Annotated in this window: 25 protein-coding genes; 14 read left to right on the top strand and 11 right to left on the bottom strand. The window is 39.4% G+C overall.

Annotated features, from left to right (window positions below):
* The first annotated feature begins 44 nt into the window (after positions 1–44).
* Positions 45–893, top strand: coding sequence for a sulfurtransferase (locus B9T25_RS02910; protein WP_086186962.1), 849 nt, complete (start codon positions 45–47; stop codon positions 891–893).
* Positions 890–1,741, top strand: coding sequence for an archaetidylserine decarboxylase (gene asd / locus B9T25_RS02905; protein ID WP_086186961.1), 852 nt, complete (start codon positions 890–892; stop codon positions 1,739–1,741). Before B9T25_RS02910 ends, asd begins: the two co-directional genes overlap by 4 nt.
* A 124-nt stretch (positions 1,742–1,865) precedes the next feature.
* Here the strand turns inward: asd and B9T25_RS02900 are convergent, their stop codons facing one another.
* Positions 1,866–2,483 carry an SPOR domain-containing protein gene (locus tag B9T25_RS02900; RefSeq protein WP_086186960.1) on the bottom strand — a complete coding sequence of 206 codons (618 nt, stop codon included), beginning with the start codon at positions 2,481–2,483 and terminating at the stop codon, positions 1,866–1,868.
* 175 nt (positions 2,484–2,658) lie between these two features.
* Positions 2,659–4,449: an arginine--tRNA ligase gene (argS, locus tag B9T25_RS02895; protein ID WP_086187041.1), complete on the bottom strand. Its 1,791-nt coding sequence runs from the start codon at positions 4,447–4,449 to the stop codon at positions 2,659–2,661.
* 196 nt (positions 4,450–4,645) lie between these two features.
* Here argS and B9T25_RS02890 point away from each other — a divergent pair, with 196 nt between their 5' ends.
* Positions 4,646–4,930, top strand: a complete 285-nt coding sequence (locus tag B9T25_RS02890) for a DUF2798 domain-containing protein (protein WP_086186959.1) — start codon at positions 4,646–4,648, stop codon at positions 4,928–4,930.
* A 61-nt stretch (positions 4,931–4,991) separates the two neighbouring features.
* Here the strand turns inward: B9T25_RS02890 and B9T25_RS02885 are convergent, their stop codons facing one another.
* From B9T25_RS02885 to B9T25_RS02875, 3 genes are read right to left on the bottom strand one after another with little or no spacing between them, the layout of a single operon-like run.
* Complete coding sequence (locus B9T25_RS02885) at positions 4,992–6,299, bottom strand: DUF445 domain-containing protein (protein ID WP_086186958.1); 1,308 nt, start codon at positions 6,297–6,299, stop codon at positions 4,992–4,994.
* Positions 6,300–6,330: 31 nt separating this feature from the next.
* Positions 6,331–6,885 (bottom strand): CC0125/CC1285 family lipoprotein, encoded by a 555-nt coding sequence (locus tag B9T25_RS02880; protein ID WP_086186957.1) that lies wholly within the window; start codon positions 6,883–6,885, stop codon positions 6,331–6,333.
* Between the two features lie 52 nt (positions 6,886–6,937).
* Positions 6,938–7,477, bottom strand: a complete 540-nt coding sequence (locus B9T25_RS02875) for a DUF924 family protein (protein ID WP_086186956.1) — start codon at positions 7,475–7,477, stop codon at positions 6,938–6,940.
* 212 nt (positions 7,478–7,689) lie between these two features.
* Between B9T25_RS02875 and gshA the strand changes: the two genes are divergently transcribed.
* Together gshA and B9T25_RS02865 are read left to right on the top strand one after the other, a co-directional pair.
* Entirely contained in the window at positions 7,690–9,267 is a 1,578-nt protein-coding gene (gene gshA / locus B9T25_RS02870) for a glutamate--cysteine ligase (protein ID WP_086186955.1), read from the top strand.
* Positions 9,268–9,285: 18 nt separating this feature from the next.
* Positions 9,286–9,810 (top strand): disulfide bond formation protein B, encoded by a 525-nt coding sequence (locus B9T25_RS02865; protein ID WP_086186954.1) that lies wholly within the window; start codon positions 9,286–9,288, stop codon positions 9,808–9,810.
* A gap of 48 nt (positions 9,811–9,858) precedes the next feature.
* Here the strand turns inward: B9T25_RS02865 and B9T25_RS02860 are convergent, their stop codons facing one another.
* On the bottom strand, positions 9,859–11,190 hold the full coding sequence (locus tag B9T25_RS02860; RefSeq protein WP_086186953.1) for a hypothetical protein: 1,332 nt from the start codon (positions 11,188–11,190) through the stop codon (positions 9,859–9,861).
* Positions 11,191–11,435: 245 nt separating this feature from the next.
* Here B9T25_RS02860 and B9T25_RS02855 point away from each other — a divergent pair, with 245 nt between their 5' ends.
* Together B9T25_RS02855 and parE are read left to right on the top strand one after the other, a co-directional pair.
* Complete coding sequence (locus tag B9T25_RS02855; protein ID WP_086186952.1) at positions 11,436–12,017, top strand: YqiA/YcfP family alpha/beta fold hydrolase; 582 nt, start codon at positions 11,436–11,438, stop codon at positions 12,015–12,017.
* Positions 12,018–12,031: 14 nt separating this feature from the next.
* Complete coding sequence (gene parE / locus B9T25_RS02850; protein WP_086186951.1) at positions 12,032–13,912, top strand: DNA topoisomerase IV subunit B; 1,881 nt, start codon at positions 12,032–12,034, stop codon at positions 13,910–13,912.
* Between the two features lie 39 nt (positions 13,913–13,951).
* On the opposite strand, the gene B9T25_RS02845 is transcribed toward parE, so the two are convergent.
* From B9T25_RS02845 to B9T25_RS02835, 3 genes are all read right to left on the bottom strand, one after another.
* On the bottom strand, positions 13,952–14,650 hold the full coding sequence (locus B9T25_RS02845; protein WP_086186950.1) for a phospholipase D family protein: 699 nt from the start codon (positions 14,648–14,650) through the stop codon (positions 13,952–13,954).
* 120 nt (positions 14,651–14,770) lie between these two features.
* Positions 14,771–15,274, bottom strand: a complete 504-nt coding sequence (locus B9T25_RS02840; RefSeq protein WP_086186949.1) for a GNAT family N-acetyltransferase — start codon at positions 15,272–15,274, stop codon at positions 14,771–14,773.
* A gap of 104 nt (positions 15,275–15,378) precedes the next feature.
* Positions 15,379–16,119, bottom strand: a complete 741-nt coding sequence (locus tag B9T25_RS02835) for an outer membrane protein OmpK (protein ID WP_086186948.1) — start codon at positions 16,117–16,119, stop codon at positions 15,379–15,381.
* A gap of 488 nt (positions 16,120–16,607) precedes the next feature.
* Between B9T25_RS02835 and B9T25_RS02830 the strand changes: the two genes are divergently transcribed.
* The 5 genes from B9T25_RS02830 (at position 16,608) to B9T25_RS02810 (ending at position 21,045) form a co-directional block, all read left to right on the top strand.
* The gene (locus B9T25_RS02830; protein ID WP_086186947.1) at positions 16,608–16,988 is read left to right on the top strand and encodes an HPF/RaiA family ribosome-associated protein; all 381 of its coding nucleotides are present in this window, start codon (positions 16,608–16,610) and stop codon (positions 16,986–16,988) included.
* Positions 16,989–17,163: 175 nt separating this feature from the next.
* Complete coding sequence (locus B9T25_RS02825) at positions 17,164–17,706, top strand: ankyrin repeat domain-containing protein (RefSeq protein ID WP_086186946.1); 543 nt, start codon at positions 17,164–17,166, stop codon at positions 17,704–17,706.
* Positions 17,707–17,733: 27 nt separating this feature from the next.
* The gene (locus B9T25_RS02820) at positions 17,734–18,501 is read left to right on the top strand and encodes a transporter (RefSeq protein ID WP_086186945.1); all 768 of its coding nucleotides are present in this window, start codon (positions 17,734–17,736) and stop codon (positions 18,499–18,501) included.
* 18 nt (positions 18,502–18,519) lie between these two features.
* Positions 18,520–20,361: a protein-disulfide reductase DsbD gene (dsbD, locus tag B9T25_RS02815; RefSeq protein WP_086186944.1), complete on the top strand. Its 1,842-nt coding sequence runs from the start codon at positions 18,520–18,522 to the stop codon at positions 20,359–20,361.
* 3 nt (positions 20,362–20,364) lie between these two features.
* Entirely contained in the window at positions 20,365–21,045 is a 681-nt protein-coding gene (locus tag B9T25_RS02810; protein WP_086186943.1) for a glutathione S-transferase family protein, read from the top strand.
* On the opposite strand, the gene B9T25_RS02805 is transcribed toward B9T25_RS02810, so the two are convergent.
* The gene (locus B9T25_RS02805; protein ID WP_086186942.1) at positions 21,042–22,241 is read right to left on the bottom strand and encodes a GGDEF domain-containing protein; all 1,200 of its coding nucleotides are present in this window, start codon (positions 22,239–22,241) and stop codon (positions 21,042–21,044) included. The genes B9T25_RS02810 and B9T25_RS02805 overlap by 4 nt on opposite strands.
* 262 nt (positions 22,242–22,503) lie before the next feature.
* Between B9T25_RS02805 and B9T25_RS02800 the strand changes: the two genes are divergently transcribed.
* Positions 22,504–23,070, top strand: coding sequence for an FMN-dependent NADH-azoreductase (locus tag B9T25_RS02800; protein WP_086186941.1), 567 nt, complete (start codon positions 22,504–22,506; stop codon positions 23,068–23,070).
* Positions 23,071–23,697: 627 nt separating this feature from the next.
* The gene (locus B9T25_RS02795) at positions 23,698–24,135 is read left to right on the top strand and encodes a DUF2147 domain-containing protein (RefSeq protein WP_086186940.1); all 438 of its coding nucleotides are present in this window, start codon (positions 23,698–23,700) and stop codon (positions 24,133–24,135) included.
* A 75-nt stretch (positions 24,136–24,210) separates the two neighbouring features.
* Here the strand turns inward: B9T25_RS02795 and B9T25_RS02790 are convergent, their stop codons facing one another.
* The gene (locus B9T25_RS02790) at positions 24,211–24,558 is read right to left on the bottom strand and encodes a Spx/MgsR family RNA polymerase-binding regulatory protein (RefSeq protein WP_086186939.1); all 348 of its coding nucleotides are present in this window, start codon (positions 24,556–24,558) and stop codon (positions 24,211–24,213) included.
* Positions 24,559–25,046: the final 488 nt, after the last annotated feature.

The following is a 25,046-nucleotide window of genomic DNA, read 5'->3' as shown; positions in this document are numbered from 1 at the left end:
TGTGCTAAGATCAGGGATATTGATCTAAATAAAACCCGAAAAATATGACTGTATCTACATTTAATTTTGGTCTGCTGATTGAAGCAGAAGAACTTGTACCCTATTTGGGTCATGATAAATTACGTATTGTCGATTTAACGCGAAGTTCTGTTTATGATCAATTGCACATTCCGCATGCAATTCATGTTAAGCCCAAGCAGTTAGTTCGACAAGAAGAGCAGGCTTCTGGCTTACTGCCAGATCTAGCTGAATTAAAAGCACTGATTGAATATTTAAATATTTCTCCAGAGCATCACGTCGTGGTCTATGACGATGAAGGTGGTGCATGGGCAGGGCGCTTAATTTGGAATTTACATTGCTTAGGTTTTAAAAATACCAGCTTACTCAATGGTGGCATTCATGCTTGGTTGGCTGCAGGTTACCCAACCTCGTCAGAAGTGGAAAAATTACCCCCTGTCGACAATTTGCTTGAAATTAATCAAATAAACATTGATCAATATCGGATTGAATATCCAGAACTGCTGGATAAGGTGCAAAACAATAAAATCCAAATTTGGGATTGCCGCACCGAAGATGAATACACGGGGCTTAGACTTGCAGCGCGACGCGGTGGTCATATTCCAAATGCTCGACATTTTGAGTGGAGTACTGCCCTTAACCGTGAAAATCATTTAAAATTGCATCCCTTAGAACGCACTCAACAACGCTTAGAACAATTGGGATTCAATTTAAATGAACCTGTCGTGGTGTATTGTCAGTCACATCACCGTTCAGGTTTAGCCTATATTTTAGGTCGATTACTCGGTTGGAATATTCAAGCTTATGATGGTGCGTGGAGTGAATGGGGCAACCGCCTCGATAGTCCGATTATTACCGGAGAGTTACCATCTTGAGCTTCACATCACGTTTAAAAAAACAAATTTTTATTCAAGCACAACGTGTTGTGCCACAACATCAATTATCACGTGTGGTGGGCAAACTTGCAGCCAGTGAAAACCCCATTGTAAAAAATACGGTGATTCAGGCTTTTAAAGCTCAGTATGGTATTGATATGTCGATTGCTGAACAAAGTAATGCACTGAAATATAAATCATTTAATGAATTTTTCACTCGTTCACTAAAAGAGGGTGTACGTGCGATTGATGCTGATCCCAAAAGCATCGTTTCCCCAGCAGATGGTGCCATTTCACAATTGGGTACTATTGAAGATGGCGATATTTTCCAAGCGAAAGGTCAAACTTTTTCGGTGGAAAAATTAATTGCCGATCCACAATTGGCTGAACCGTTTAAAAATGGTCAGTTCGCAACAGTATATTTATCACCTAAAGATTATCATCGTGTGCATATGCCTATTGCAGGGACGTTAACTGAAACGCTTTATGTGCCGGGTGAGTTATTTTCGGTCAATCAAACCACTGCGGAAAATATTCCGGGTTTATTTGCGCGCAATGAACGCATGGTGTGTTTATTTGATACTGAATTGGGTCGTATGGCTGTGGTTTTAGTCGGTGCGATGATTGTGGCTGGAATTGAAACAGTAGCAACAGGCAAGGTGAAGCCTACAGGGCGTTTGGAACTCAATCAACACGACTTATTCCTTGAAAAAGGTGCAGAATTGGGGCGTTTCTATTTAGGTTCTACCGCAGTCATTTTATTTGAACAAGATAAAATAGCATGGGATGCCACATTCAAAGCCAATTCAGCTGTGGTAATGGGTGAAGCTTTAGGACATACGGTTTAAGTTGGATGCTTCCAAATAAATCCCTCTCAATTTATCTTTTCAAAGGGGATTGAGGGGGATGATCTGAATAAAAAAGAGCCTGATATCAGGCTCTTTTTTATATTCTATAAGAATTTTTTCTGTATTAGCGTTTGACCACAATAGAATCGATACCGCTGCGTTGTAAAGTTTGCTGGGCCATGATCGCAGCTTCAGGTGAGTCATAAGGACCAGAGATTACACGATACCAAGTTTGACCATTTTCAACTGATTTAACCACATCGGCAGAGAGACCATTTAAAATAATTTCAGCGCGTCGAGTATCGGCACTGTCTGGGTCAGCATAGCTACGGACTTGAAGAATATAACTGGGCTGATGCACAACAGGTGCAGGCGCTTCCGATGCTTCAAGACCAGGTTCAGTGGCTGGATTATTAATAGTCGGTTCTGTTTTTGGTGCTTCAACAATGACCACAGTTTCTGTATTCTTACTTTCAGGTACAGCTTGTTCAGGAATAGGCGTGACTTGTTGTTGCGGCAATAAATCGTAGAAACGATAATCTTTATTGGTGTCTTCTTGGTAATGTTCAGAGTTAATTTGATTTTTGGGTTTAACAGGTTCCCACGGTTTCCAGAGCATTAAAGCCACAGCAAAACTCAACACGAGTAAAATGACCACAAGTGTCCCGAGCCATGTCGGAATCAATGGCTTTTTAGGCTTATTGGGTCGCTCTGATACACCGCGCTGCGTTTTTCCAAACACTTGTGAACCTCATTATTCTAATATTCAATTGGTTGTGCTTTAAGCATGGCTCACATAGGAGCCATGCCAAGTATGATTTCACATATGGATGCCGACAATAGCCATCATTTAGTAAGCATAACAATATTGGTATGCTCACCCGAACTTTGTCTTAATCTTACAGCAATGTAAAATATTACATGCTCTTAGGCGCGGATACACCTAATAATTCTAAACCATTACGTAGCACTTGTTGTACGTTTACTGAAAGCAATAAACGCGCTTGCGTAAGTTCAGCATCATCACCCAGTACTTTATGCTCATTATACCAACCGTGGAATAATGCGGCTAACTCTTTCAGATAATTACCGACTTGATGCGGTTCATAGCTATTTGCTGCGCGAATCACAATTTCAGGATAAGCGGCAAGTTTGGCTAAAATTTCCGTTTCAGCATCAAGATCAAGTTTTGCTGCAAATTGACGTGCATTTACGGCATCAAAATTCACATCTGTCGCTGCTGCTTTTTCTAGCATGCGGCAAATACGTGCATGGGCATATTGAATGTAATACACCGCATTATCTTTGCTTTGTGAGACAGCAAGATCAAGGTCAAAGTCAATGTGCTGTTCAGATTTACGCATCACGTAATAAAAACGAGCAGCATCATTGCCGACTTCTTTACGCAGGTCACGTAAAGTCACGAACTGACCTGAACGCGATGACATTTGTACCATCACACCGCTACGCCATAGGCTAACAAACTGAACAAGCAGAACCGTCAATTTTTTAGAATCATAACCGAGCGCATCAATGGCTGCTTTGACACGTGCAATATAGCCGTGGTGGTCAGAACCCCAAATATCAATAATGTCGGTATAACCACGTTGTAATTTATTCAGGTGGTAGGCAATGTCAGAGGCAAAGTACGTGGTTTGACCATTACGACGTTTCACCACACGGTCTTTTTCATCGCCGAATTCAGTCGATTTAAACCAGATGTTGCCTTCTTTTTCGTAGAGGAAACCACGCTGATCTAGCATTTGCAGTGCTTCATCAATTTTTTCAGTCAAGCTTGCTTCACTGAACCATTGATTGAAAGTGACACCGAATTTGCCAAGGTCATCTTTAATGTCATCAAGAATGGCTTTTAAAGCGGCTTGATGGAAAACACGATAGCCTTCGCCAATCAAACGATGTGAATTATAGATTAAACCATCGATGTGTTTTTCTTTGTCGCCTGAAAGTACAACTTTGTTGCCATCGCTATCAGGCTCTGCCTCATATTGTACATCTTCAGGCACATCTTGATAGACTTCAGCAACAGGGCGTACGTATGTGTCGGCATCTTTGTCGATAATACTTTGTGCAATGTCTTTAACGTAATCGCCTTGATAGGCATTTTTTGGGAATACTAATTCTTGACCCGTCAACTCAAGGTAACGCAAATAAGTCGATGTTGCGAGGATGTCCATTTGACGACCTGCATCATTGACATAATATTCACGGTCAACTTTTGCACCCGTAGCTTCAAGCAAGGTCGCGACTGTCATACCGTAAGCTGCGCCACGACCATGACCTACGTGTAGGCTTGACGTCGGGTTAGCTGAAACGAATTCTACTTGGATGCGTTTTTCAGCATTGGCTGTAGTGCGACCGAATTGATCTTGTTGTGCTTGAATTTGATCCAGTACAGCAAAGCGTTGGTCGGCATTTAAAAAGAAATTAATAAAGCCAGGCCCTGCAATTTCTGCTTTGCTGATATCGGCAACTTCGGGAAGGTTTACGAGGATTTTTTCCGCGAGATCACGAGGCTTCATACCCGCAGCTTTAGAACCAATCATTGCAATGTTTGACGCGAAGTCACCGTGGCTTCGGTCTTTGGTTCGCGTTAAGTTACCACTGTTATTAAAGTCGGATGGGAGTACACCTTCAGCTTGAAGAGATTGCACTGCATGTTCGAGAGCTGCTTGGATTGCCGTATTCATAATCAGTCGAAAAATAAATGTCGCGGAAAAACAATGAATATAGCAAATTTTGCCGTCTTTAGGTAAACCCATTTGTATTGAATAAAACTTGCCCGACAGTCTATAGAGAGCAGAAGGGGGTAAAACAAGGAAAATATTCAGAAAAGCATGATTTGTGGCATATTAGAGGACTTCAAAAAAGACCCGAGTCGAGCATATGCAACCTGAACGCCCTATGATTATCGGCAATATTCCTAAACTGCCTGCAAAATGGGCCACGGTGGTGATGCCGTTTATTTTATCTTATCTAATGAGTGGTATTATTTCTTTTATTAATATGCTGCGTAATTTGGGCTGGATTGATGGTTTTATCAATTTATGGCTACATAATTGGATGATTTCTTGGGCTTTTGCTTTCCCTATTGTTCTGGCTCTTTTGCCACTAGTCCGTAAATTAACCAGTAAACTGGTTGATATGCCTCATCCGAATGCACCGAAGTAAATCAACTCATAGCGCAGGTTGCGTGTGGGTAGAAGATGACGTTCTTTATCTGCAACACATTTTAAAGCACTAAATCAACCAAGGCACGAATAATCCCAAGCACCAAACCAATAAATGCACCCACGACCACACCATTGACACGGATCATGTGCAGGTCACCACCGACCTCATTTTCAATTTTGTCGATCATTTCTCGTGAATCCCATTCATGAATCCGCTCGCTAATAAAACGAATGACTTTTTCACTATATTGGTCACTTAAATTGATGGCAATGCCACTCATTTTTTCATTGAGCAGATCACGCACTGCTTGATTGGAAATAATATTTTCACCGACTTGTTGAATGGCGACACGGAGATTTTGTGCAATGCCTGAATCGGCTTTAAGTAAGTCAGTTTTAATCGCATCACATAAAATCACCACGGCACCGCTGATAAAATTCAGCACTTGTGGACTATCGAGTAAGGCATCTTTGGTGCTATTTAAGCGATAACTGGCACTACTTTCATCATCTGCCAACTCCAACATGAGTTGATGGCCCATTTTTTCAATCTGTTGTCGCCAAGGATGCTGGGCATCGGCCAGCATGGATTCCACCCGTTCTATCAATGAATCAATGGTACGTTGTTGCACATCAATACCGATCCAACTGGCACCTTTAGCTAATTTCAATACGCCTAGCTCTTTGAATAATCTGCGGGTCAGTTCACGGGTTTCTTCTGGATGCGAAAGCATCCATTCATGAGCTAAGTCGAGTCCGCGTTGTAATACATCTTGATGAAAATCATTTTCTAAAACAGCACGTAGCATTTCACTGGCGAGAGTATTGATTTGGGTATTACGTACCCATTGCACACTATTGTTTTGAATAAAGCGTCCAATTTGTTCTTGTCCGATAAATTCAAAAATCTTTGGTACTGTTTGCTGAATGAGCTGCGTAACTTGGCTATTATTTTCTGGTTTTGCCAACCATTGCCCCACAGCAAGGCTGATATCGGTACTTTGTAGGCTTCTTTCGACCACTTGTGGAGATAAAAAGTTTTCTTGCACAAAGCGACCCATCGATTCTGCAATACGTGCTTTATTGCGTGGAATAATTTCGGTGTGATCAAGTAAAAATTTAGGAATGGGCATTTTCCCAAACGGGTTGCGGAACAACACGGTAATGGCGTACCAATCTGCTAAGCCACCCACGACTCCTGCTTCAGCAGAGAGCATCAAAATGTGAATCAGCCACACATATTCAGGAAGAAACTTGGCAACCACCATCAGGATTAACCATGTGATCACAGCCATGACTAAGGCAATGGTGGCAAGGCGTTTACTGCGGTGCAAACTTTGAGTGTTTTCTACTTCCGCTGTGGTCATGCAAGTTTCCTGTTTTATGTGTGGCACATGATTATTTTGTTGTTGTCGGTGTTTGCGGTGTTAAGACTTGTCCTGTCGGGCTAAGTCCGTATTTTTGACCCAAAGATTGTAAAATTAAAGTAGCATCAAAAGCGTCGTCCGGTGCTTTTTTCTGATCTTTATAACATTCAATGGTATAGGAAACTTGTACAGGGTCAATTGTGACCACTTGTGGCATATTATAAAATGGATCAGACCAGTAACCTGGATAACGACGATGATAACTGTATGGATAGTGCATTGGGTTTGAATAGACCACTGCTTTGCGTGGTGGTTGGTTGACATTGCTCGGATCATTTAGCACTTTGAAATAGCGGAAGCCATTTTGTAGCGTGGTTTGCGCTGCTTTGACCAAGGTGATTTCTTCCGCTGTACCAAAACTCATATTGGAACGTGCATGAAAACTGATGCGATAAGATTGTGCATTCAAAGGGGTCTGACTGAATTGACCGAGTTGGTCGAAAGTCAGTGGTTTTGAAGGCGACATGGCACAGCCAGATAGGGCAATGGCGAGCCCCATGGTTAAACCGATAATATTCTTCTTCATGTTAAACCTCCATACTGAACTTATTGTGCAAGGGAGGAGACACAATAAATCCTTAAAAACTACTGTTGGGTTGAGTTAAAAATTCCAGCTCTTCTATAGTCGAGGTCCGCGCTAAAATTTGGTTACGATGCGGATAGCGTCCGAAGCGGTCAATAATGATTTTATGCTTTTTCTCATAATCCAGATTCATGGGGTTACTCAGTCGTTGAAACAATTTTAACCCGAATTCATGGATCAATTTCGATTCACTGTGCATAAAGGGCATATATAAAAAAGAACGTTGTTCTGGACTTAATTGCTGATCTAAATTTAACTCAATGGCTTCTTGGGCAAGTGCCAAGGCTAAAGCATCTTGGGCAAAGGCTTGCGCCTGATCACGAAATAAATTACGCGAAAATTGGTCGAGTACAATAATTTCAGCTAAGCGACCTTCAGCGGTTTTACGCCAAGACCATAGCTCAACTTGTGTGGCTTGATGATGTATGTCATGAAACTTTTGATGAATTAATCCATCAAAATCATCATTTTTTGCAAACCAGTATGGTTGAGTGTCTGGATGAAACCAAAAGTCCAAAATATCTGAATAATTCATAATATTTACAATTCTTTAGCATTTATTATTCAATACAATCACAAAATTTAGATGTCTTGTAGAGTAACTTTGTGATAAAAATTTGCCAGAAATAAAATTGAGATTTTGCTTGAAAACTGTACAGCGTGTAATGTGACTGCTTTAAATCACGTTATACTGCTGTAAACTGATGATTTTATTTTAGTAGTTATCTTCCGATAAGCGAGATTGTAATGAGTCAACCCGAATCGACCTCTCAAGCGATATTACCGACTTGGGTGGATTCTTCGCTATTTAAAGGCATGTTGCGCGGTATTGAACGTGAAAGCCTGCGTATGCAAAGTAATGGTTTTTTATCGCAAGCATTGCATCCAAAAGCACTCGGGTCAGCTTTAACACATCCGCATATTACCACTGACTATTCTGAAGCCTTGATGGAGTTTATTACCCCTCCACAAGACAGCATCAAAAAAGCATTACATTATTTAGCAGATATTCACGCGATTGCACATCGTCATTTAGAAAATGGTGAAAAGCTCTGGCCGTTGTCGATGCCGTGCATGTTGGATGATAGAGAAGAAAACATTCGTTTGGCTCAATACGGAACATCCAATATTGGACGTTTTAAGACCTTATATCGTCATGGTTTAGGTGTGCGTTATGGTCGCCGTATGCAGACCATTTCAGGGGTGCATTATAATTTATCTTTCCCTGATCAAGTCTTTGAAGCACTACAACAGCATGAGAGTGATGACGCTTTAAAAAGTTTGAGTTTGCAGGATTATCGTAGTCATCGTTATTTTGCTTTAATTCGTAATTTTATTCGTTTAACGCCTTTGGTGATGTTCTTGGTCGGTGCTAGTCCTTCCGTGTGTCAGTGTTTTATGACCGGACGCGAGCATCATTTATTGCCTTTACTCAAAGGCACGCTATTTCTGCCTTATGCCACAGCATTGCGCATGGGCAACTTTGGCTATCAAAATTCAGCGCAGAAACAACTGGGTATTCACTACAATACCATGTCGGGTTATTTAGACGGTTTGCAGCAAGCGGTAAAAACACCTTATGCACCGTTTAGCCATTTAGGTTTAACGGATGAAAAGGGTGAGCCGATTCAAATTAATGATCATGTGCTGCAAATTGAAAATGAATACTATAGTTTAGTCCGTCCGAAACAAGTGCCTAAAGCGGGTGAAACGCCATCGCAAGCGCTTGAAAATCGTGGGGTCGGCTACGTTGAGCTACGTGCAGTAGATGTGAATCCGTATAGTCCGATTGGCATAGATGAAAACACAGCTGCATTCTTGGAAGTGTTAGCGCTGCATTGTTTATTACAAGATAGCCCTGATTTATTAGATGAAGAACAAGAACAAATTGAGCGTAATCAAATAGAGGTCGTCAATCGTGGTCGTGCACCAAATGCATCTATTATTGATGCGAGCGGTGAACATGCTCTTGAAGCATGGAGCTGTATGCAAGTCACAGCAATGCAACCTTTGGCTGATTTACTAGACACAACCTATACCACAGGTCTGTATTCAGCCGCCTTGGCGTTGATGCTCAAACGTATTGATGAAGTAGATGAAACGTTGTCTGCACAAGTGATTGCCGATACTTTAGAAAATGGCGGTACATGGGGCTTTGGTAGTGTGATGGCACTACAACATGCCATGAGCTATGAGCAGCACACATTAAGCCCAGATACATTATCGTATTTTGATGATTTAGCTGTGCAGTCATTGCAACAACAGCAGCAACTTGAACAAGATAGCAGCCTCAGTTTTGAGCAATATCTTGCCGATTATCGATAAAAATTAAGAGGGTTTGCCATGCAATGGGGTTATCGCTTCGTGAGTGGTTTTTTGTTTCTAGCCAGTGTCATTGGTATGGCTTTTGCGCTGTATTTAGAACATGTACAAGGTCTTGAGCCTTGTCCACTCTGTGTCTTTCAGCGCGTTGGATTGATTGGCTTAGGGCTTATTTCTTTTATTGCCTTTGTTCATAATCCGAGTTCAAATGTTACGAAACGCGTGTATGCCTTTTTAGGCATGCTTTCTATTCTTTGGTCAGCAGGTGTGGCAGCACGTCATGTTTGGCTGCAAAACTTGCCGCCTGATCAAGTGCCAAGCTGTGGTCCGGGTTTAGATTATTGGTTAGATACCTTGCCATTAAGATCGGTTTTCCAACAAGTTTTAACTGGTTCTGGTGAATGTGCACTGGTTGATTGGAGCTTCTTAGGGCAATCATTGCCTGTTTGGTCATTCTTATTCTTTGCGGTATTGGTGTTGATTAGTTTGTGGCAATTATTGCGTAACTATGCTTCGGCCAAGCCTAAAGCTATGAAGAAGAAGTAAAAATTTTTATAAAAAAAAGCCACCGAAAGGTGGTTTTTTATGATTCATTTAAGTGGGTGCGATGCTGGATAAATCTTCTAACTGCATCCTATATTCATGAACCTGTTCTTTGATTGGCATATTAGGAGGTGGATAAAACCATTTCGCAATTTGTTCAGCTACATTTGAGTGATAGTGAATCTCAAAGTGATTGAGACCATAGAAAATAGCTTTATGCGATTCAGGCAGTTTCAATTGAAAACGTGGATTGGGATGTTCTCCCAAAGCACTTTTAATACTCACTAAATAGTCACCTAACATGCCGAAGTGACGATTTTTCCTATTTTCATCGGTCACCGATCCTGCAATCAAAAAGGTATTGATATGCGAAGGTAATGGCGCAGGTTTACGATTATCATCCATACCGCCAATTCGGGCAGGGTTATGTTCCCAATCATCATCACGTACGCTGCCATAACGTAAATCCAGAATGCCATTACTGCGAATATTGACAATATGCCGGATGATTTTTACAAAGGGAAAGTGCCCCAGTCGATCCTGTAAGATAAACCCAAAACGTTCTAAAACTGCACCATGATGTGGTGAACCTAAGCAGACTAGATTTTCAGCTAGGTGTATCCATTGATGTATATTTTGTTTGCCATAAAATAAGGCACTACGTAACACTAAGCCCCCCATACTATGTCCAATTAAATCAATGCTAGTAATCAGTGGATTACGCTGAACCAAATCTTCTAAGGTATTGGCAAGGCTACGACCATTGGCAGAAATACGACGTCCAGTATTGTAGCTTAAATAGAGCATGGTGTTATGGTCACGCTGAGCCAATAACTTCTCACCAATACCGCCGTATTGACGGGTTGACCAGTCCAAATGGTTCATGCATAAGCCATGGGTAAAAATGACAATACGACCAGATAGTTCACCGTGCTGAAGCGCACCGTAGTGATCGTAAAGCACCATTGAAAGTGCAAGTGGGTTTTGATATTTTAATAAATAATCACCCAGCACCCCGTTTAAAGCCCCGATTAAAACATGCAATGCAGGTGTGAGTGGTTTTTCATGTAATTGGGGATATTTTTCAATAATTTGACGTAAACTAGGTGCAAGTAAGTAATGACCATAATTGAGTAAGCTGTCATAGGCAAACTGGTACAGTTTGTCAATATAGGGGATTTTTTGTAATTTTTGCGAGCGTTGTTCACTCATCCCAAATAAGCTGGTCAAAATTTCGCGTTGAATCGCTTGTATAAGATCTTGCACCACATCTCCTAAACGAGTCGTCACCAATTGAGCAAGTCCTTCCAATACATCGGCTTGGCTTGGTGGTGTACGATCCCATTTACAATAGGTTTCATGCAATGGTGTTAAGCTTGGCATTTTATCCTATCCTTTTATGGCGCTGCATCTGAGGCACTTTATTTTTTCTTAAGCTTACGTTATAAATTCTTTACTTTTAATCTAATATGATTCATCTCGAATAGTTTTTACAATAACGATGATGCACCTTAAGTTTCCATTTTTTTGTCTGACAATTCCTGTTATATATACATTAAAATAAAATTGCGATAGGTATTTTATTTTTTATGGCTTAAATTAAACCCACCGATATATTATAAAAAGCAATGAACATCATATATTTGCATGGATTTCAAAGTAGCGCTTTATCGATTAAAGGGCAATGCATTCAAGCATTTTGTCAAAATAAGCGCAATGTTCAAGTTCATTTGCCTAATTTAAATATGCCACCAAAACAGGTGTTGGCACATGTTTCAGAGATGATTGAATGTTTAGACCAAGTGGTCTTAATGGGGAGTAGTCTAGGCGGTTTTTATGCGACACAGTTGGTCGCAAAACATGCCGTGCCTGCTGTTTTAATTAATCCCGCTATGCGACCATGGCAATTATTTCATGATTTATTTGGCGGTGAGTTGCCCTATGTGGTGAATACCAAATGGACTTTAGATCAGACACAACTGGATCAACTTGAGCAGATGGCGTTGCCATTTGTACAAGATGCAGACAAAATTTTAGTGTTACTGCAACAAGATGACGAAGTTTTGGATTATCGTGAAGCACAACGTTATTATAGCAACGCCTCACATCAGTCGATGATCATTACTGAAGCGAATGGCAATCATGCAATGGATAATTTCGCAGACAAAATACCGATGGCATTACAGTTTTTATCGGATTGTATTAAATAAGGAAACAGTACAACGTGTCTCAATATACGGCTCAATCACTTGAAGTTTTATCTGGTTTAGATCCGGTACGTCGTCGTCCCGGCATGTATACCGATACCACTCGTCCAAACCATTTGGCACAAGAAGTAATTGATAATGCAGTGGATGAGGCACTTGCAGGACATGCCAATAAAATTACCGTAACCGTCTATAAAGATGGTTCTTTGGCGGTAGAAGATAATGGTCGTGGCATGCCCGTGGATATTCATCCTGAATATGGTCAAAGTGGGATCGAGATTATTCTGACTAAGCTCCATGCAGGCGGGAAATTTAGCACCGATAATTACCAATTTTCTGGTGGTTTACATGGTGTGGGTATTTCCGTGGTCAATGCACTGTCAAATCGAGTCGAAGTTGCAGTACAGCGTCATGGTAATCTTTACCAAATGGCATTTGAGCATGGTGAACCTGTTTCGCAGCTTGAAGTGCTGGAAGGCAAAGCTCCGAAACGTGCTACAGGAACCACGGTTCATTTTTGGCCAGATGCCAAATATTTTGATTCACCTAAATTTTCTTTAAAAGCGTTAAAACATAATTTAAAAGCCAAAGCCGTGTTAGCCGCAGGCTTACAAATTATTTATTTCGATCAAATTAATCATGAAAAAATTGAATGGCAATTTGAAAATGGTTTAGTTGATTACTTGATGGATGAATTGCAGGATCGCGACATTATTCCGTATCCTGCATTTGTAGCAACGGGTGAAGCTGAACGGGCCAGTGCTGAATTTGCGATTTGCTGGAATGCTGAAGGTGGTGAGCAAGTTCAGGAAAGCTATGTTAATTTGATTCCAACTGCACAAGGCGGTACGCATGTGAATGGTTTGCGTTCAGGTGTGACCGATGCGATGCGTGAATTTTGTGAACTGCGTAATTTGTTACCGCGTAATTTAAAATTGTCTGCGGAAGATGTTTGGGATGGAGTGAATTATATTCTATCGTTAAAATTCCAAGAGCCGCAATTTTCGGGGCAAACCAAAGAACGTCTTTCCAGTCGTGAAGCATCGGGTATAGTACTGAATATTGCCAAAGATGCTTTTGCACTATGGTTGAATCAAAACTCTGATATTGCGATGCAGCTTGCTGAGTTGATGATTGCGAAGGCTGGCCGTCGTTTAAAAGCTGCCAAAAAAGTAGAGCGTAAAAGGATTGTTGCTGGTCCTACGTTACCGGGCAAATTATCCGATTGTGTTGGGCATACCTTGGAAGAATCTGAACTGTTTATTGTGGAAGGGGATTCTGCGGGTGGTTCAGCCAAACAAGCACGGGACAAAAATTTTCAGGCGATTATGCCGATTCGTGGCAAAATTTTAAATACTTGGGAAGTGGCATCTGATGAAGTTCTTGCCTCGCAGGAAGTACATAATATTGCGATTGCCATTGGTGTAGACCCAGGCAGTGATGATCTTTCAGAACTGCGCTATGGCAAAGTTTGTATTCTTGCCGATGCCGACTCGGATGGTTTACATATTGCGACATTATTGTGCGCCTTGTTTGTGAAACATTTTCCGACCTTGGTGGAAGCAGGGCATTTATATGTTGCCATGCCGCCTTTATTCCGTATAGATGACGGTAAAGATGTGCATTACGCGCTAGATGAGGCTGAATTACAAGCAACTTTAAAGAAAGCCAAGACCAAGTCTCCGCAAATCACTCGCTTTAAAGGTTTGGGTGAAATGAATGCCAGTCAGCTTCGTGAAACCACTTTAGATCCAGATACGCGCCGTCTGGTGCAGCTCGATTTAGACGATGCGCATTTTACTTCGAGTTTACTGGATAAGTTGTTAGCAAAAAAACGCGCAGGTGATCGTAAACATTGGTTGGAACAAAAAGGTAATTTAGCCGATTTGAGTGTTTAGAATATCAATTATAAAAAAGCTCTGAAAAGGGCTTTTTTATTAGAATTCTATTTCTTCTGACCAAAGGAAATAACCGCCATATTGGTTAGATTTGAACTCACCGCCAACAGCTTTACCTTGTTCTGTTAAATAATGTTTACCTGTGTCATTTGTATCCAAAAAGCCTTTTTTTACAAACTGGTCAAGTAATTCTGCCGTTTTTAATTTGTATTTAGCTGCAAGTTTTGAAGAAGTCAATTTACTTGCATTTTCAGAAAGTTCATTAGAATTTTCCTCAACAGTTTCTGCTTTTACTTCATCTAAAGAGATTCGGACTTCATCACTGATACGAATAATACGTTGAGCTTCTTCATAAGCATCTTTAAAGACTTCTGAATCCTCCTCTTTTTTAATTAATACTCCCATTTCATTGTTATTTACTTGGCTGAATTCGTATAAGTTGAGACTGGAAATAATGCAACTGTCTTCATTGATATAGCATTTTGCATGTAAATTTTTACAAAAACTTAAACGGACATAATCAAGTTTTTGCATCCATTTAATTTCATCAGGATGTAAGTCGCTTTTACCGTAAATGATACGAATATCAATTTTCAAACGATTTTTGTCTTCGAGTAATTCTTTAATTCGATCATTAAGTCTTAAGTAAGGACTAATCAAAATAAGGCGTTCTTTTGCATTTTTTATGAGTTCTTCTAAGAAAAAATTAGTCGCACTGGTGTTTAAAAACTTTGCCATAAAATTCCCATAATGAAGTTTATTCACAGTATTTATTATTAAAACATATAAATATCATTTATTTAGTAGTAAATAAAAAAATTTAACCATGATAGTAGCGAATTTTAGAGTAGTAGCAGGCTAATCAAAAGTGAGTTGCATCAAAACCAAATCCCGCCATTGTCCAAATTTTTTCCCCACTTGTGGCAAGTAACCCGTTTGAATAAAACCTAGCTTTTCATGCAATACAATAGAGGCTTTATTGTCATGATCAATTGCAGCCACCATGACATGGATATGATGTTGCTGTGCATGATCGATCAGTTTCAGCATTAAGGCTTTGCCTAAACCTTGACGGGTAAAGTCTGGATGAATAAAGACAGAATGTTCAACGGTATGCTTAAAGCCATGAATTTGACGGAAAGCAGAATAATCAGCGTAGCCAGCAATTTTCTTCGATGCGATATGTTCAGCGACAAAGAGTGGAAATTGTTGCGTCATTAAGTGACTAAACCATGTTTGAAAATCATCGCTAGACTTTTTCGTATTATTCCAATTCGCAGTTCCATCTAGAATTTCAGCATTATAAATATCCAGAATTTGTTCTAGATCTGATACTTGAGCGGAACGGAGGAGAAAGTCCATGACATATGCCGAATGAATAAAGGCTTTATTGTAGGAATAATTCTATTTTAGGGCAATAAAAAAGCAAGACCGAAGTCTTGCTTTTTTGACATGAAAATAACGGATTAGAAGTGGTATTTAACCAATGCACTTACGTCATTTTGATCTACGCCTGATTTATTGCCGTATTTATTGTTCCAAACAGAGTGCTCGATACCGACATATAAACGTGTATCTGGAGAGATGTGTTTACCTACATTCCATTTGTACTGAGTTGTCCAGTTCAATTCACTAGCGTGATCATCTTCAGCAGTAGACCAATCTAAGAAGCCATCAACCAAAAAGTCTTCAGCACCGACTTTAAATGGAACACCATAGACAAATGTCATTTGGTAATCATCTTCGGTCATTTTTTTGTCGTTGTCTGCTTTATAGAAATTCAACTGAGCATATTTGAAATATGGAATATCAAGGTCTAAGCCAATACCGTATAGGTAGTTATTGAAACCCTCACCACCTTCCCAAGTGGTTGCAACTAAAACATCTTTAATTGGACCTACGGCAAGCTTTTGACCTGAAATAGCACCAAGACTTAAACGTGGCGATACTTCGAAGTAAGTTTCGTTACCATCAGGATCGTTATTTGAGCGGTCAGCAAAGGCAAAGAAATCACCATATTTAAAGCCTGCACCATATTCAAATGTTACAGTACTTTGCTTAATTTCTTCATCACCAGTAACAAATGGTGATTTGTAATTTTCACCATAAAGCCCCGTTACGCTGAAATCTTGCCAGATTGGTGCAGCTTGAGTAAGTGCAGCAGTTGAAGCAAGCGCACATGTAGCAAAAATTTGTGTAAGTTTCATTAAAAAATATCTCCCCCGAGAAGCAAACAAAGCATACAGATTCTTAAGCAAAAATAAAGCCAAAATTGATCAATGACCTAAAAATAATATACTTTCTAAAATATTCGATGATTAAAATGACAGTACAGCTTAAATACTTAAAAACATATATGAATAAAATCCATAAAACGAGGTGCCGTGCAGTTTTAAGTGAGAAAAAAATAATATGAGATTTATCAAATAATTTAAGCAATAAAGTTGAATCACATATTTACTATATGGAATTGCAAAAAATATCAAAATACTACTTGCATATGCTTCGCTTAGCCCCTTATATTCAAGGCATAAGGACACGATTCTGCAGACTCAAAAGTGTTCATCATTCAATGTGGAGGAATTCGTTCCAAACTAAGTTGAAGATGTTTCGCGCTGTTTTTACAGCAAGTTTAAACGTGCCAAGATAAGAAGTTTTGCACAAAAAAAGATTCGAATAAAGAGGATGATATTATATGAACATTGAAATCCGTACTGATAAAAACATTCAAAATAGTGAACGTTTAATTACTTATGTTCGTGCAGAACTGAATGCAGAATTCCAGCGACACAGTGAACGTATTACCCATTTTTCCGTGCATTTGAGTGATGAAAATGGTCCCAAAGGTGGGGCAGACGATATTAACTGTATGATTGAAGCACGTCCAGCAGGCTTGAAACCTGTGGTTGTGAATCATCGTGGTCATAATATCGATACAGCTATTCATGGTGCGATAGATCGTTTAAAACGAAGTCTTGAACATCTCTTTGAAAAGAAAGAGAACCCACGTGGTGGAGCACTTGAATTTGCGGAAACAAGTAATGCAAATGGTGCAGATGATGTCGATGACGACTAAGCAAAATTTTGCTTAAATTAGACAGAAAAAAAGCTCTTCGGAGCTTTTTTTATTTTGGAACAAGACAGCAATGTCATGAAAAAAGAATAAAAAGATGCTTGTTATCCATTTACCCAAAACAAATGACCGTTTATTCGGCATAATAGTTTAAAACTGATTGAAGAGAGCTTTCTCCATGTTAACAGCGCAACAACAAGTCTTTGTACAAGCCATAGAAGAATTAGACTTTGCTCAAGTGCAACGCCTTTTAGCAGAAGGTCTTGATCCTAACTTTATCGATCTTGAAAAAGGTCCTGCTATTTCTGTCTGGTCAGATGGTTTGTTCAAATGGTGGGAACACATTTGTGAAGCACATGAAGCGGGTACGCCACTATCTGAACAAGAAAAACAACAGCGTTTGGCTGTGCATATTGAAATTTTAGATGCACTGATTCAAGCCAAAGTAAATCTACATTTATGGGATGCAGAAGAGCTGTATGGTCCATTATGGGATGCTGCAAGTTCAGCGTGTGTCCCTGCGGTGCAGCGTTTATTAGTAGAAAATGTTGATCCAAATAGTAAAGATGAAGAAGGTCTCACCATTTTATCTTCAATTAGTGATTTATTCTTTGATTGTGATTTTGATGAAATTAACTGGTCAGAAGCATTGGCTGAAGAAAAGCAAACTTTAGAATTGCTTCGTAGCCACGGGGCTAAAATGAGCAAAGAACTCGTATAAAAGAACCAACAGAATAGAGAGATAAAAATGTCAGCAGTAAAAACAGCAGGTTTTATTTTTGCAGCAGCTTTAAGCATGGATGCGATGGCTGCCGACTTTTCCTTTGATCGCCCTGGCGCAGGTATGGGCACAGGGATTACACCCGTCGGGAAGTTGGCATGGGAACAAGCTTTACCCAGTGCTAGTTACAACGAAACGATGGTAGATGGTGAAAAGCAAAAAACGGTCACTTTAAATGGTGATATGTTGTTGCGTACAGGTTTGGCTAAAGACCTTGAATTGCAATTGGGATGGCAAGGCCCAGCATGGACAAAAGTCAAACGTGCAGGTCAGTCGGTTGAAGAAGATGGTTTGGGTGATATCAGCATTGGTGTGAAAAAAGCCATTAATTTAGATGATGATAAGCTCTCGATGGCTGTTTTAGCAGAAGCAATTTTAGCGACTGGCAATGATGGCTTTAGTAATGATGACGATATTTACAGTCTCAATTCTGTGGTTGCTTATGAGCTGAGTGATTTAATTTCGACGTCCATTACCATGCGTTACGAAGTACAAGACAGTAGTTGGGCTGTGACTGCTGTACCGACCATTGAATATAAAATTGCCGACAAATGGTCAGGTTTTTCTGAGTTGGTTTATCGCAAAGCAGAAAGTGAGCCTTACCAATATTCATTGGGTTCGGGTGTTGTTTATGCACTAAATGAGCGTATGCAACTAGACGCGAGCGTGGGTGTGGACTTGAATGGTAACGATAAAAGCTATCAATCAGGTTTGGGCGTATCCTTCTTATTTTAATTAAAAATATAAAATCCTATGAAAAAGCATCTTCAAGATCTTGAGTTTTTCGGCAAGTCTGCAATCAGTGGATTCATTTGTAGTGTCATTTTATTGTTTTCAATGACCTTACAAGCACAAGATCAATTACTTTCCGCAGAAGATGCTTTTTCTTTTACGGTTGAATCTAATCGTGAGCATGAAGCACAGCTTAGTTGGAACATGCCCGAGCGTTATTATTTATATCAGCACAAATTTGAAGTCCAGCAAGGTACACAAAAACTGGCTTTAAAGTTACCTCTGGCAACGGATTTGTATGATGAAAATTATGGTCATACGCAAGTTTACTTTCAGCATGTGCAATTTAATATTGCAACCGAAGCATCAAAAACGTATCAGGTGACTTGGCAGGGCTGCGCCCAAGACCGGATTTGTTATCCACCACAAACCATTGAATTTCAGACCGATGTCGATAGTTTGGTTCTACTGCAAAATCAGGCTAAATCAAGTAAACGCTTACTCGATCTTGCCCAAATATCTAATAGCAATACAAGTGGTCAGCCGAATTTTAGCGCTGAAAATACGCCTTTAAGTACAACTGATCAACCTGCGGCTCTTGATACCGCTCAAGATCAAATGTGGTCAGAAAAATTAGCAGAAAGCTCTTTATTTTATGGCTTAGTGTTGTTTTTTGGCTTAGGCATATTGTTGGCCTTTACGCCGTGTTCATTGCCTATGTTACCTATTTTGACCTCACTCATTGTACGGGATAGTAAAGGCTTAAAAGCATGGATGATTGCTTTGGTCTTTGTTTGTAGTATGGCGATGGTGTACGCCATTTTGGGCTTAGTTGCATCCTCGGCTGGGCTGAATTTCCAGCGTTGGTTACAACAGCCTTCAACGTTGATTGCTTTTAGTGTGCTCTTTGTCCTATTCGCCTTGAATTTATTTGGCCTGTTTGAAATTAAATTACCGCAAGCTTTGGTGAATCGTTTAGATCAGGCTCAGTCAGTACAAAAAGGCGGTAGCTTAATTGGCGCTGCCATCATGGGCATGATTTCTGCCTTGTTGGTCGGTCCCTGTATGACGGCACCATTGGCAGGAGCGTTATTATTTATTTCTCAAACACAAAGTCAGTGGCAGGGTGCACTATTACTGTTCACACTGGGCTTTGGTATGGGAACACCGTTACTGTTGGCGAGTGTTTTGGGGGCAAAAGTACTGCCTAAAGCTGGACTGTGGATGAACCAAATTAAGGTGTTGTTTGCCTTTATTATGTTGGCTTTAGCGCTGTATTTTATTCGTCCTTTAATGTCTGAAGCTTGGATGCAATGGTTAAGTTTAGCTTTAGGATTAAGTTTTATTGTTTATGTGTTCACTCGTTTAATTGGACAAAAAACACAGTTCAAATGGCTGTATATTTTAGCATTGCTGATCGTGGTTCCTTATTTGGCATATAGTCAATATCAACAAAGTCAGCGTTTTTTTATTGAACAAAGCGACACGCAAGCGACATGGCATATCGCGAAAACTGCGACTGAATTTCAGACCTTATTAGCGAATGCCCCATCCAATCAAGCTATTATTATTGATGTCTATGCAGATTGGTGCATCGCCTGTCAGCCGATTGAACATCGTGTTTTAAAATCCGCTCAAGTTCAGCACGCAATAGCACCCTATTTTTTAATTAAACTGGATTTGAGTGATTATGATGCAACGCATCAGGCTTTATTGAAACAATGGGATATTTTAGGCCCACCGACCTATTTATTTTTAGATCTTAAGCAGCAGGAAATTCGGGGTTTACGTTTAACTGGTGCATTTACCGAGGCTGAATTAATAAAACAAGTCAGCATATTTCAAAAACATCTAGGACAATAAAGAATGTATCAGCTGTATATTGCCAATAAAAACTATTCCAGTTGGTCAATGCGTCCGTGGTTGGTGCTGAAAGCTTTTGATATTCCTTTTGAAGAAATCATGCTGCCATTTCCATCGGAACGTGATACAGGAACTTTTAAGCAGGATGTCTTGGCCATTAACCCCAATGGTAAAGTTCCTGCACTAATTCATGATGGGTTATTGCTTTGGGATTCCTTGGCCATTTGTGAATATCTTGCAGAACAACATCCAGCGCAAAATTTATGGCCAAAAGATTCGCAGCAACGTGCCCGTGCTCGCTGTATATCTGCGGAAATGCACAGTGGATTTTCACATTTACGGAATGCCTGCGGGATGAATATTCGAGCGAATTTGGCTGACGTGGGTAAGCGTTTATGGCAGGAAAATGCAGAACTGCAGCAAGATGTTGCACGCATAGAGCAAATTTGGTCTGAACGACCAGAAGCACAGGGTTTTTTATGTGGTGAATTCTCAATTGCAGATGCATTTTATGCACCTGTTGTGACACGTTTAATCACTTATGCTTTACCCCTAAGCGATGCTACGCAGCAGTATATGGATACCATGATACAACATCCTGCAATGAAAGCTTGGGTTGCTGCGGCATTACAAGAAAAGGCTTGGGTGAATTATTTAGAGTCTTATCAACAATATGGGCTTTAGCATGGTTTTGCTGCAATGAAGATTTCTCGATAGCATTTGACTTGATTACGACCACAGGCTTTTGCTTCATACAGGGCTTTATCAGCTTGGCTTAATAATTTTTGTGGGCTTATCTCTATATTTGATAATGCGATACCAAAGCTTGCAGTCACTTTAATGGCTTCACCTATATTGCTGAATAACTGAAGTGCTTGAATCGCTTGGCGACAGCGTTCAGCAATATTTTGTGCTTGTGCTAAAGAAGACTGATTGAGAATCAGAATAAACTCTTCTCCACCAAAGCGACCGACTACATCGCTATCACGAATGATTTGTGAGAGCACTTCACTGACTTTAATCAGGGCTTCATCACCTTTGTCGTGGCCATATTGGTCATTAATTTGTTTAAAATGATCCAAGTCAATCAAGACCAATGCGTAAGACTTTGTTGATTTACGTTCTAATTTTTCTAAGCAAGTGTTAATACTGCGTCGATTCAGTGTATTGGTGAGTGGATCAATTTGACTTAAATGTTGAATCAGTTGTTCTCTATGTCGCCATTGGCTCAGTAAAATTTCAAATAGAATTAAACAAGTAATCAAAATAGGCGCAATGAAATATAACATTGAGATGACCCAAAACTTGTGTTGGTAAAGAGGTGTCGTACTCAGATTAAATAGAGGCGCGTAGTTGATTTGACCTTGTAAGCTTAAATAGCCACATAAGATTAAAAACAGGGTGGCAGGAATGAGGGCATAGTAAACAATTTTACGGTTAAACAATACCAAACCGACAGTGATTAAACTGACGTAAGTAATCGTAGTGGCTGGACTGAGTACGCCGATCATATAGCCGTCATTGCATAAAGAAATAACAACAATACCCACCGATAAATAGGGCAGCCATTGTTGTACCCACTCTTTTTTATACCAGTAGGCACACGGGTAAATCATCGCAATAAAAAGGCAGAAGAATAAAGTATTTAACTCGAGTTGTAGTTTGAGCAAAGGTAAATTGACAAAATGCCATAAATTGGGAGAAAGAAGGATGAAAATCTTCCAAATAATCCAGATGACATGAACCAAACTGCCTAAAATAAGGATGAGGATGCATTTATTGAGGACACTCCAATTCATGACGACTTCATCTTCTAGCAAATATTTCGTAATTTTTGCTTTGAATAAGTTTAGGGTATTGGGGGTCAATTTTTTCTTCATTCGATAGATATGACCTTTAGATCTTTAAATGATAGTTTAAGGATAAATTGATCTACTTTATTTTTAATAATTCACAACATAACACGTTTTTTTGTGAATGGTAATGGCTATATTTTATACTGATTAAAATTTAAAAATAGATTGCATTTCAATGGGTGTCGTTCTAAAAATAAAACAGTGTGTTGTGTGTAGCCATATTATTCTATTTTTATAGATCGCTTAAACTACTGTTATTGAATAAATACAGATTAAAGGTTTAAGCATGAAAGTTTTACATATCGATTCAAGTATCTTTGCTGATGCTTCTGTTTCACGTCAACTCAGTCAAGCCATTGTTTCGCAATTAACCGCGAAACATAGTGATGCCACCGTGGAGTATTTAGATTTAGCGACTCAGATGATTCCACATTTAACTGCTGAAATTTTGATGGGACAAGATGCTGAACAAGCCGCTTTAGGCGAAAAAATTATTCAGCAATATCTGGATGCAGATGTTGTGGTTGTGGGTGCTGCCATGTACAACTTTGGGCTCCCTTCAACTTTAAAAGCGTGGATTGACCGTATTAGCGTGGCAGGTAAGACTTTTCAATATACTGAAAAAGGTCCCGTTGGTTTGGCTGGTGAGAAAAAAGCGTATATCGCCAGTAGTCGTGGTGGTGTTTATGGTGAAAATAGCCCAGCAGATTTCCAAGAAGGCTTTTTGAAAACCGTTTTTAACTTTACGGGTGTGACGGACGTTGAAATTATTCGTGCTGAAGGCGTGAATATGGGGCCAGAGTTAAAAGAGCAAGCGATTGCAACAGCTTTAGCACAAGTGCAAGCGCTGTAAGTTTTAACTTAAGTATTCCTCTTTGGTCAGCTTCGGCTGACTTTTTTTATAGGCGTGATTGTCGCAATTTAGATTTAATCTTGCTCGAACAAACTGTGCTAGATGTCAAAAATTAAATCCATCACTTCAGGCTAAGGATTTTTTAGGTGATCAGGAATATTCAATGTGAATCACTTGTATTTATGTGTATGCAGTAAAAATGCCTGATGGCTGTTGAGTACACCGAAAAAGAAGGCTCCAGCATAAATATGAAAAAGTAAATTGCGATGATTCATTTTGAGATTTTATTTTGCTCAGTATTTAAGCCCAGCGGTCAAGCTTCGACCTGTTTATTGCTTGAAAATACACCATATATTTGCTCTAATGTAAAATGTAGCATGTCGAGAGAGAAGTTAAATTGGCTCGGTTTACGGAGAGTCATCTTTAAAATGCTTTCTGTAATAAGTTGTTTCCATAACGGACTGATTTTCGTGTTTTTTCCATCTTATTATTGCTTTTACGAGATGTTGCAGTATTTACCAATACAAGTTACAAAGTTACACTAAATGGTCACATTCAAAAATTGCAAAAGTGTTGTGACTTTTTAATAATAAACACGTCTAAACCAGACTAGGGAAATAAACAAAAATGAAAAAAATTGTATTTGCATTAGGATTGCTCGGATTAACAGCTTTAGCGAATGCTGCTGACCCATTAAATGGTACTGTGTGGAAAACAATTGATGACAAAACAAAACAACCAAAAGCCATTGTAAAGTTTACTGAGCAAAAAAATGGCTCACTCTCTGCAAGTATTCAAACTGTTTTGACACCGGGTGAAGAAAATGCATGTAAAAAATGTGAAGGCCCATACCATAATAAATCTTTAAAAGGTTTAAGAATTGTTCAAGGCCTTAAAAATGCAGGTGGTAACACCTATGAAAACGGCACAATTCTTGATCCTCAATCTGGTAAAACCTACAAATTAAAAGGTCAAATGACGGATGGTGGTAAAAAATTAGAATTACGTGGTTTTATTGGCGTTTCTGTTTTGGGTCGTAACCAAGTTTGGATTCGTGCAAACTAATTCAAAATAAAGTAATAAAAAACCTAGCTGGTCGTCAGCTAGGTTTTTTTATTGCAGAAAATTGATGCAGAATTTTTACTTTAAAGCGTTATAGGCTGCTTCATCATAGCCCACAATATAGCCTTGCCCTGTTTCAAGTACAGGACGTTTGATTAAACTCGTATGTGTTGTTAAGGCATGGATTAAATTGATTTCATTTGATAGTGCGGCTTGTTGTTCTGCTTCGGTTAATTTGCGCCATGTGGTGCCTTTTTTATTGAGAATCACATTTTGCCCAAGGTCATTCAGCCATTTTTTGACCGTTTCAGCATCAATACCTTGTTTTTTATAATCATGAAACTCATACGCTAAATCGAGTTGAGTTAAGAGGTCGAAGGCTTTTTTCATTGAACTGCAATTTTTAATACCATAAATTTTAAGCATAAGAGGTCATTCCATTTTCTATTACGAGATAGCGTAACGAAAATCTGATAGAAGCTCTAGAGAAAATAAGCAGGGTTAAATATTGATGTCACGTGGCGGCTTAAATCTGCCAAATTAAATTATAGAAAAAATTAATTTCGCGTTAGGGGGCTACACGGATGTTCGCTCAGACCAACAAAAGGTTTTTGTCTTGCGTAGCAGTGCTACTCATTAACCTTTCAAAAGTAGAAATATTGCCTACGCAAAGATCATTTAAACTTTGCAATACCAAGATCTCCTCATTGCCTAAGATCAGCTAAGTCATTTGTATATAAATCTAATCAATCTTTATGCATGACTGAAATTATCAGGCTTTTTTAAATGAGTGCGTAACATCAGTTAAATATTTAAAGATCGCGAACAATGTCATGAAATTGACATTTAGGCTTGCCAATATAGCGCTATAGATCAGAAGAACATTACGATTTAAAAAAGAGATTACTAGAAAG

This window comes from Acinetobacter sp. ANC 4470, from assembly GCF_002135335.1.
GTDB lineage: Bacteria > Pseudomonadota > Gammaproteobacteria > Pseudomonadales > Moraxellaceae > Acinetobacter.
The sequence above is the reverse complement of the archived record's forward strand: the minus strand, read 5'-3'. Positions and strand labels throughout refer to the sequence as shown.